General features: G+C 64.0%; 8 protein-coding genes and 1 pseudogene. 3 read left to right on the top strand and 6 right to left on the bottom strand.

Annotated features, from left to right (window positions below):
- The 5 genes from WBB14_RS32330 to WBB14_RS32310 form a co-directional block, all read right to left on the bottom strand.
- Window positions 1-126, bottom strand: a 126-nt coding sequence (locus WBB14_RS32330; RefSeq protein ID WP_024001200.1) for a GTP-binding protein, incomplete at its 3' end; no start/stop codon positions are given.
- 78 nt (window positions 127-204) lie between these two features.
- Entirely contained in the window at window positions 205-2307 is a 2103-nt protein-coding gene (gene fusA, locus WBB14_RS32325; protein ID WP_424243382.1) for an elongation factor G, read from the bottom strand.
- Window positions 2308-2325: 18 nt separating this feature from the next.
- Window positions 2326-2796: a 30S ribosomal protein S7 gene (gene rpsG, locus WBB14_RS32320; RefSeq protein ID WP_006216561.1), complete on the bottom strand. Its 471-nt coding sequence runs from the start codon at window positions 2794-2796 to the stop codon at window positions 2326-2328.
- Between the two features lie 166 nt (window positions 2797-2962).
- A complete protein-coding gene (gene rpsL, locus WBB14_RS32315; protein ID WP_005017264.1) occupies window positions 2963-3340 on the bottom strand; it encodes a 30S ribosomal protein S12 in 378 nt (125 codons plus the stop codon).
- 555 nt (window positions 3341-3895) lie between these two features.
- Entirely contained in the window at window positions 3896-4597 is a 702-nt protein-coding gene (locus tag WBB14_RS32310) for a response regulator transcription factor (RefSeq protein WP_424243381.1), read from the bottom strand.
- A 270-nt stretch (window positions 4598-4867) separates the two neighbouring features.
- On the opposite strand from WBB14_RS32310, the gene WBB14_RS32305 reads away from it, so the two are divergent.
- Genes WBB14_RS32305 through WBB14_RS32295 form a run of 3 tightly spaced genes read left to right on the top strand, consistent with a single transcriptional unit; the run spans window position 4868 to window position 9063 of the window.
- A complete protein-coding gene (locus WBB14_RS32305) occupies window positions 4868-5584 on the top strand; it encodes a response regulator transcription factor (protein ID WP_424243380.1) in 717 nt (238 codons plus the stop codon).
- 34 nt (window positions 5585-5618) lie between these two features.
- Window positions 5619-6728, top strand: coding sequence for a FecR domain-containing protein (locus WBB14_RS32300; protein WP_424243379.1), 1110 nt, complete (start codon window positions 5619-5621; stop codon window positions 6726-6728).
- 10 nt (window positions 6729-6738) lie between these two features.
- Window positions 6739-9063, top strand: coding sequence for a CHASE2 domain-containing protein (locus tag WBB14_RS32295; protein ID WP_424243378.1), 2325 nt, complete (start codon window positions 6739-6741; stop codon window positions 9061-9063).
- A 10-nt stretch (window positions 9064-9073) separates the two neighbouring features.
- Here the strand turns inward: WBB14_RS32295 and WBB14_RS32290 are convergent.
- A pseudogene (locus WBB14_RS32290) lies at window positions 9074-9420 on the bottom strand (serine/threonine protein kinase); the annotation flags it as partial.

The following is a 9420-nucleotide window of genomic DNA, read 5'->3' as shown; positions in this document are numbered from 1 at the left end:
GCCACCGAACTTGTTCGACAGAACGGTCGTGATAGCTGCCGTCAACGTCGTTTTGCCGTGGTCAACGTGACCAATCGTACCCACGTTCACGTGCGGCTTGGTACGTTCAAACTTGCCTTTTGCCATGATCTCTATCCTTTGACTTTCAAGGAAACTTGGATTTCTGCCGGGACCGCCCGGATGGGCGGCCCCGACAAGGGTTATTTACTTGGCCCGAGCGGCGATGACTTCGTCAGCGACGTTCTTGGGGGCCTCGGAGTAATGCTTGAATTCCATCGTGTACGTGGCACGACCTTGCGTCAGCGAACGCAGGTTCGTGGCGTAACCGAACATCTCGGCCAGCGGAACTTCGGCCTTGATGGTCTTGCCGCCACCAACCATGTCGTCCATGCCCTGAACCATGCCGCGACGCGAGGACAGATCGCCCATCACGGTACCAGCGTAGTCTTCAGGCGTTTCGACTTCAACGGCCATCATCGGTTCCAGCAGCACGGGGCTGGCCTTGCGCAGACCTTCCTTGAATGCCATGGAGCCGGCCATCTTGAACGCGTTTTCGTTCGAGTCCACGTCGTGGTACGAACCGAAGAACAGCGTGACCTTGACGTCGACGATCGGGTAGCCAGCCAACACGCCCGAAGGCAGCGTTTCCTGGATGCCCTTGTCCACCGCGGGGATGTACTCGCGGGGAACCACGCCGCCCTTGATGGCGTCCACGAATTCGTAGCCGCCGCCAGGAGCCAACGGCTCGACCTTCAGAACCACGTGACCGTACTGGCCGCGACCGCCCGACTGCTTGACGAACTTGCCTTCAACTTCGTCGCAGGTCTTGCGGATAGTTTCGCGGTAAGCCACTTGCGGCTTGCCGACGTTCGCTTCCACGCCGAATTCGCGCTTCATGCGGTCAACCAGAATTTCCAGGTGCAGCTCGCCCATACCGGAAATGATGGTCTGGCCGGATTCTTCGTCGCTGCGCACGCGGAACGACGGATCTTCCTGCGCCAGGCGCGACAGCGCCAGGCCCATCTTTTCCTGGTCAGCCTTGGACTTGGGTTCCACGGCCTGCGAAATCACGGGCTCCGGGAAAATCATGCGTTCGAGCAGGATGTGGGAGTCGATGTCGCACAGCGTTTCGCCGGTGGTCACGTCTTTCAGACCCACCACGGCGGCGATGTCGCCTGCCAACACTTCCTTGATTTCTTCGCGGTTGTTCGCGTGCATCTGCAGAATGCGGCCGATACGTTCCTTCTTGCCCTTGATGGGGTTGTAGACCGTATCGCCCGACTTCAGGACGCCCGAGTAAACGCGCACGAAGGTCAACTGACCCACGAACGGATCGCTCATCAGCTTGAACGCCAGGGCCGAGAACTTCTCGTTGTCGTCGGCTTCACGCTTGACGGGGTTGCCATCGTCGTCCTGGCCGTCAACCGCGGGAATGTCCACGGGCGAAGGCAGGTAGTCGATGACCGCGTCCAGCATGCGCTGCACGCCCTTGTTCTTGAAGGCGGTGCCGCACAGCATCGGCTGGATTTCGCCAGCGATGGTGCGTTGGCGGATGGCCAGGTTGATTTCTTCTTCGTCGAGCGAACCCGTTTCCAGGTACTTGTTCATCAGCTCTTCGGACGATTCAGCAGCAGCCTCGACCAGCTTTTCGCGCCATTCGTTCGCCAGGCCTTCCAGCTCGGCCGGAACGTCTGCGTAGTCGAACTTGATGCCTTGGCTGGCTTCGTCCCAAATGATCGCCTTCATCTTGACCAGGTCGACCACGCCTTGGAACGTGTCTTCGGCGCCGATGGGAATCACGATCGGCACGGGATTGGCGCGCAGGCGGTTCTTCAGCTGGTCATAGACCTTGAAGAAGTTGGCGCCGGTGCGGTCCATCTTGTTGACGAAGGCCAGACGCGGCACGCCGTACTTATTGGCTTGGCGCCACACGGTTTCGGACTGGGGCTGAACACCGCCCACCGCGCAGTAGACCATGCAGGCACCGTCCAGGACGCGCATGGAACGTTCCACCTCGATGGTGAAGTCCACGTGACCCGGGGTGTCGATGATGTTGATGCGGTGTTCGGGATAGTTCTTCGCCATGCCACGCCAAAACGCCGTCGTAGCTGCCGACGTAATGGTGATGCCACGCTCTTGCTCTTGTTCCATCCAGTCCATGGTGGCTGCGCCATCATGCACTTCGCCAATCTTGTGATTGACGCCGGTGTAGAACAGGATACGTTCGGTCGTGGTGGTTTTCCCTGCATCGATGTGCGCAGAGATACCAATGTTGCGATAGCGCTCGATCGGGGTTTTGCGGGCCATGGTGGGTTAGTCCTTAAATTACCAGCGGAAATGGCTGAAGGCCTTGTTGGCCTCTGCCATCTTGTGCGTGTCTTCGCGCTTCTTCATCGCGGCGCCACGACCTTCGGAGGCGTCGATCAGTTCGCCAGCAAGACGCAGATCCATCGACTTCTCGCCACGCTTCTTGGCGGCTTCACGGAGCCAACGCATAGCCAGGGCCAGGCGGCGCACGGGGCGCACTTCAACCGGCACTTGGTAGTTGGCACCGCCAACGCGGCGGCTCTTCACTTCGACGATCGGCTTGATGTTGTTGATCGCCAGGCTGAAAACTTCGATCGGCTCTTTGCCGGTCTTGGTTTGCACTTGCTCGAGGGCACCGTAGACGATGCGCTCGGCGACGGCCTTCTTGCCGTCCAGCATGACGACGTTCATGAACTTGGCGAGTTCGACGCTGCCGAACTTGGGATCGGGCAGAATCTCGCGCTTGGGTACTTCGCGACGACGGGGCATTGTTGCTTCCTTGTGTCTGTTCAGTTGAACCGTGTTTCATTACACGGCCATGGCCGTCCATGGAGACGACCCCTTACGTGCCGCGCACCTTCCCATCATCTGGATGGCGCGGTCGCACTTCCCTAGTGACGGACTGCCGCCACGCGGGGGTACTGCTGACTCGTTATTAAGCCTTCTTCGGGCGCTTGGCGCCGTACTTCGAGCGGGCTTGCTTACGATCCTTGACGCCTTGCAGGTCGAGGGAACCGCGCACGATGTGATAACGCACACCGGGCAAGTCCTTCACACGACCGCCACGCACCAGAACCACCGAGTGCTCTTGCAGGTTGTGGCCTTCACCGCCGATGTACGAAATGACTTCGTAACCGTTGGTCAGACGCACTTTGGCAACCTTGCGCAGAGCGGAGTTCGGCTTCTTGGGGGTGGTGGTGTACACGCGAGTGCACACGCCGCGGCGTTGCGGGCAGTTTTCGAGCGCGGGGCTCTTGCTTTTGATGATGCTGACTTCGCGCGGCTTGCGCACGAGTTGGCTAATGGTAGGCATGACCTTTGAAATCCCTTTTACGTACCACTGGGTAAGTACTTACGTACTCGTCTCCTCAAGCAGTGACTTTCGGAGAAGGCAGTTCGCGCAAAACCGCCTCAAACGTTCGTATACGTAAAAGAGCGGGCTTGCCAACAAACTATGACAAAACGCACAAAGCTGGATGCCGTGGGGCGACGGCGCCGGAAAGACCCGATGCCGCGAAGCCGTGTGGCTTGAAACGAAAGGCTCGTGACGCACCCCGTTCCCAGACACCGTACTTCTAAACCCTACCGCGGCCAGTTTTTGCGCGCGAAATAAAGCAGTAAGCCCTTTAGCATAACTGAGATAAAGGCTTGCTGTCAAAGAAAATTGTAAGCCTGGCGTGTGGCGTGTTGCCAGCAGAAGCGTGCCAGTTAGGCGGCGGTCGTGAAAATTAGGGCCGCATACGCCGAAAATCGGAGCCGTAAATCGGGGTCAGTGACTGCGGCAATCGGCGTGAGCCAGATATGCGGGTTCCGGACCAGCGCCCAGACTTGCCGGCGCCAGGCGACGCAGACAGTGTACCCGCCCGCGCTACTGGTCGGCGAACAGGTAGCCGCTGCCGTAGACCGTGCGGATCGGCAACATCACGCCGGCCAGTTCAGCCTTGCGGCGCAACCGGCTGACGATCACGTCGATGCTGCGGGAGCCGCTGGCGCGCACCCCGCCCCCCTCGACCTGCAGCTCATCGCCCAGCTCGTTCCGGCCCACGGCCTTGCCCGCCACTTCCAGCAGCGAACGCACGATCAGACGCTCATTGGCGGACAGCGAAATGGTCGCTCCCGAGGGCGCCGCCAGGGTCCAGCCCTGGTCACGCAGTTCCCACTGGCCGTTCTGGGCCAGCTCGGCCAGGGACGTTTCCTGTCCGGCGGGCAGGCGGCGCGCCAGCGACAGCAGGATGCAGGCCAGTTCCCGTGGATCCTGCGGATCTGGCAGACAGGCGTCGGCACCGCTCTGCAGGCAGCGCAGGCGGCTGTCCACCGACATGCCGCGCCCCGTGACCACGATGCCCATGGACGATGAGCCGTGCAGGCGCGCCACCAGGGCGTAGCCGATTTCACCCAGGGTCCCGACATCCAGGACCACGACGTCATAACCGCCGCCGTTGAGCAATCCAAACAATTCGAGAGACGTCGAGCAACCGCGTGCAGAAATACCAGCTTGCAGCAATGCGGACACGGCGACGCCGCGGGCGGCCTCGTCGGGTGACATCATAAGTATGCGCAATTGATTCATATCTGTTCCATACGACCAACAACCTCGACCGGCTCCGCCCCACGCCTTACTGCGGGGGGGAGAACGATTGAGACAGTGTGGCGCGTTGTTGCGCAACAACTCCAGTCAAGATTCGTCAACTTTGCAATGTTTGACAGTTCTTGCCATAACGTAGCCAGCCGGGGCCCCTCCCGAGTTATCATTCGTTTACACCTATATATTCCTCTCCCCTCTTGCAGTAGGGCGCCATAGCGCGCGCTTGCGTAGCAAACCTTCGCGAGAACACGTCTGATGAAAATCGCGTCGCTGGAAGACGACCTGGATCAAGCACGGCGCATCCAGCAAGTTCTGACCGCTGCCGGATATGTCTGCAGCAGTTATCAGCAAAGCCGGGACCTCCTGGCCGCGCTGCGTACCGAGCAATTCGACCTAGTGCTGCTGGACTGGCATCTACCCGACATCGATGGCGACGATGTGGTGCGGTGGCTGCGCGCCAATATCGGTCCACGCATCCCGGTCATCTTCCTGACCAACCGTTCCAGCGAGGACGATCTGGTGGAAGGCTTGCGCGCCGGCGCGGACGATTACATCGTCAAGCCCCTGCGCCCCCTGGAGCTGCTGGCGCGGGTGGCGGCTTTGCTGCGCCGCAGCCAGATCGCCGAACCCGCGGACGACGCCTTCGACGTGGCGCGCTATCGCATCGAACCCGCCGCCCGCACGATCACCCTGGATTCCGCCGTGGTGCCGCTCGCTCCCAAGGAATTCGAGCTCGCCCTGCTGTTTTTCCGCAATGTCGGCCGCCTCATGTCGCGCGACGTGCTGGCCGAATGCGTATGGAACCGGGAAATTCCCGCGACCTCCCGCACCCTGGACACCCATTTGTCGAACATTCGCCAAAAGCTCCAGCTGCGTCCCGAAAACGGCGTGCGCCTCACGTCCTCTTATGCGCTGGGCTACCGGCTGGAGCTGATTAGCTCGCCGGAAGACATCGCAGCCAATCCGCAGTAAGCGCCTGCGCGCGCCCCCAGGAGAACCGATAGTCATGAGCCGCTGCCGCGCGCTTTCTTTGCTTGCCATGATTTCCTGCCTGGCGCTGATGGCGCCGGCGCGCAGCCAACCCGCCGGCGCGCTCGGGGACGACTTCATCTACCGCGTACGCCAAGGCGATACGTTGATCGACCTGGCGACCCGGTATACCCACAAGCAGGCCAACTGGAGCCAGCTGCAAACCCTGAACAAGGTTGTCACGCCGGAAACGCTGCCCATCGGGCTGGAATTGCGCATCCCGCTGTCCATGATTCCCGTGCGGCAAGCCGACGCCCGCGTCGTCCACGTCAGTGGCCAGGCGAATGTCGACGGCAAAGCCCTGCGGGCTGGCGATACCGTGGCTGAAGGCAGCACGGTCGGCACCGCCGCCAACGGCTTCGTCACCCTGGAACTGGCCGACGGCTCCAAGCTGACGCTGCCGGCCGGCGGCTCGGTCGAATTGACGCGCCTGCGCCAGTTCGAAGGCACGGCGCTGACGGATTCCGTCGTCCGGGTGCAAAGCGGCGGCGTGGAATCGTCCGTGGCGCCCACCGGACAAGGCGTGGGCCGTTTCGAGATCCGCACGCCGGTTGCGGTCACCGGCGTGCGCGGCACGCGCTTCCGCGTGCAAAGCGGCGCGCAAGGCGTGCATAGCGAAGTGCTGGAAGGCAGCGTGCGCCTGCAGCCCCACGCCCCCGGATCAGCCCCGGCCAAACCGGTGGCGATGGCCAAGGGCTACGGCGCGGCCGTGGGTTCGGACGGCGTGGTTTCCGGCATGCGCGCGCTGCTGGATGCGCCGCAACTGGGTACGCCCACGCGTGCGGGCGGCGGCGCCTGGACCGCCGACGTCTCGTCCGTTTCCGGCGCCCAAAGCTATGTGGTGCGCGTCTCGCGCGACGCCGAAGGCGCGTTGCCGGTATCGTCGACGAGCTTTCCCAGCAACGATATCCGCTTCACCGCGCCCGGTCCCGGCACCTATTACGTTTCCGTGCGCGCAGTGGACGACCTGGGCCTGAACGGGCGCGACGCGATCGCCACCTTCGAGGGCGCGAACATGCTCCTGACCTCCGACGGCTCGGGTGTCGCCAGCGGCACGGGCGGCCTGATCACGCTGACCGATTACTAGAGCCCGTCTCATGGCCGACGCCGCCGATCCGCAGGACCGGACCTCGCGCTCAGGGCTGTGGCTGACGGTGGTTTTGGCGGTGTTTGCCGCCATCCTGGGCTCGTTCAACGGCCTGGGGCGCTTCGATCAAATCCTTTATGACCGCGCCTTGTCGTTGACGGGGCGCGGCGCCGATCCCGATATCCTGATCGTCGCAATCGACGACGACAGCATCAAGGCTCTGGGCCATTGGCCATGGCGGCGCGCCGTCCACGCGGCGCTGCTGGACCGCCTGCAGGGCGCCCGCGCCGTGGCGCTGGACCTGATCTTCGCCGAACCGGACATGGCCAATCCGAACGACGACCGCATCCTGGCCGACAGCATCCGGCGCCATGGGCGTACTGTCCTGCCGGTCGTGCTGGACCGGCTCGACCGCCCTTCGGCAGTGAACGAGCCCATCCCCGGCGTGGCGCAGGCCGCCGCCGCGAAAGGCTTCATCAACGCGCGCATCGATCCGGATGGCGTGGTGCGCGCAGCCACCCTGAGCGCGCAGCTCGGAGACCGCCGCTGGAACCATCTGGCCCTGGCCATGCTGGACGTCGGCGGCGAAGCGGAATCGGCGCAGAAGCTGTTGCAACGCGCCGCGCCTGACGGCAGCATCCTGATCCCCTACGCCGGACCCACCGCGCACACGCGCACCGTGTCCTATCTGTCCGTGCTGCGCGGCGACCTGTCACCCGAGGAACTGCGCGGCAAGTACGTGCTGGTCGGCGCCTGGGCTACCGGCCTGGGCGACGCCTACCCGACGCCGGTGTCGCACGACCTCAGCGGCATGTCCGGAGTGGAAATCATCGCGAACCTGCTGCACGCGGCGCGCGACGATATCGCCTATCAGCTGCCGCCCGCCTGGTGCAACGCGCTGTTCGCGGCGCTGCCCGTACTGCTGGCCTGCCTGGCACTGTGGCGGCTCTCGCCCAAGCAGGCGCTGCTGGTCAGCCTGGCGCTGTTCGTCGCCATCCTGCTGACGGCGCTGCTGTTGCTGACTTATGCCTATGTGTGGTTCGCGCCCGCCGCGGCGCTGCTGGGCGTGACGCTGTGCTATCCGCTCTGGAGCTGGCGCAGCCAGGAGGCCGCATTGCGCTACATGGACAACGAACTGCGCCGCCTGCAGCGCGAGTACCCGCCCGTGCTGAACGAAGCCGGCGCCCAGAGCGCGGGTCCCAGCGCGTCCTTGGAAAGCCGCGTCGGAGAGCTGCGCCGGGCGCTGGCCCGCGTGCGCAACCTGCGCCGCTTCCTGGCCGACGGCCTGGACGGCATGCCGGATGCCACGCTGGTTTTCGATCAGGACGGCCGCATGCAATTCCGCAACCAGGCCGCGGTCATGTATTTCCAGAGGCTGGGAATGCGCCCTCCCCGCGTTGGCCGCCGGGCCACCCATCTTCTCGAAAAGACCATTTCCGATCCCGCCACGCGCCAGCGCGTCGCCGAGGCGCTCAGCGGCCAGGGGCCGGTCGCCGCGTCATCGCCATGGAGCGCCGACCTCGAGATACGCGACCATGCCGGACGCGACCTGATCGTGAAATGCGCGCCCATCCATACCGCGGAAGGCAACTTCGCCGGCACCGTCGCCACGCTGACGGACATCTCGCGCATCCGTCAGGCGGAACGCCAGCGCGAGGAAACGTTGCGCTTCATCTCGCATGACATGCGCGCCCCCCAAAGCTCCATCCTCGCGCTGGTCGAAATGAAGCAGGAAAGCGGCTCGTCCGAGGGCCAAAGCGAAACCCTGGGCCGCATCGCCGCGCTGGCCAACCGCACGCTGCGCCTGGTCGACGACTTTGTGCACCTTACGCGCGCCGAGTCGATGACGATCAGCGCGGTGGAACTGGACCTGGGCAGCTTGCTGCAGGACGCCGTGGACGAGTTCTGGGCCTCGGCGCAGAAACGCGGTATTGAGCTCACCCTCGCGCTACCGCTGCCCGCCGCCTATGTCCGCGGCGATCAGACCCTGCTCATGCGCACGCTATGCAACCTGATCGACAACGCCATCAAGTACAGCCCGGCGCACACCCGGATCGAATGCGGCATCGACGAGGAACCCGGCTTCTGGCGAGTCAACATCCGCGACCAGGGCCAGGGCATCGCGGCGCAGGATCTGGCGCGTCTGTTCGAGCCGTTCTCGCGGGTGGGCGTCGAGACCCGCGGCGACGTCGGCGGAGCCGGCCTGGGATTGGCTTTCGTGCGCACCGTGGCCGAACGCCACGGCGGATCGGTCGAAGTCAGCAGCGAGCTGGGCGTGGGTTCGGTCTTCACGCTGCGCCTGCCGATGGCGCCGGAAGAGATGCCCACGGCCTAGCCGCGGCCCCCTATTGGAAGACGTGCGAGATCACGGCGGGCTTGCCCGCCTTGACCTCCAGCGTCGTACGGTACGGCGGCAGGCCGGCATTGCGCAGCACCACCTGGTACTTGCCGGGAATCAGCCGTAGTTCCTTGACGGGGGGACTGATGCCGCGCGCCACGCCATTGATCCAGACCTCGCCCCATGGGCGGATGTCCAGCCTCACCAGCACGGGAACCGGCTTGGGCTTGGCGGCATCCTCGGCCGCGACGGCGGGAGCCTCGGCGGGTGCAGCTGCAGGCGGCGTTGCCGCGATAGCTGGGGCCTCGGCGGACGGCGCCGGCAGAGCCGGCGTTTCACCCTGGGCTGGCGCGC

Origin of the sequence: Achromobacter sp. (genome assembly GCF_049647645.1) — a bacterium.
Classification (GTDB): domain Bacteria; phylum Pseudomonadota; class Gammaproteobacteria; order Burkholderiales; family Burkholderiaceae_B; genus Achromobacter.
Note: the sequence above shows the minus strand (reverse complement) of the source record. Positions and strands in the feature narration are given on the sequence as shown.

Excerpts from the sequence above, each read along its gene's own strand:
- fusA (WP_424243382.1), bottom strand. The coding sequence starts at position 2,307 with ATGGCCCGCAAAACCCCGATCGAGCGCTATCGCAACATTGGTATCTCT.
- rpsG (WP_006216561.1), bottom strand. The coding sequence starts at position 2,796 with ATGCCCCGTCGTCGCGAAGTACCCAAGCGCGAGATTCTGCCCGATCCC.
- rpsL (WP_005017264.1), bottom strand. The coding sequence starts at position 3,340 with ATGCCTACCATTAGCCAACTCGTGCGCAAGCCGCGCGAAGTCAGCATC.
- WBB14_RS32310 (WP_424243381.1), bottom strand. The coding sequence starts at position 4,597 with ATGAATCAATTGCGCATACTTATGATGTCACCCGACGAGGCCGCCCGC.
- WBB14_RS32305 (WP_424243380.1), top strand. The coding sequence starts at position 4,868 with ATGAAAATCGCGTCGCTGGAAGACGACCTGGATCAAGCACGGCGCATC.
- WBB14_RS32300 (WP_424243379.1), top strand. The coding sequence starts at position 5,619 with ATGAGCCGCTGCCGCGCGCTTTCTTTGCTTGCCATGATTTCCTGCCTG.
- WBB14_RS32295 (WP_424243378.1), top strand. The coding sequence starts at position 6,739 with ATGGCCGACGCCGCCGATCCGCAGGACCGGACCTCGCGCTCAGGGCTG.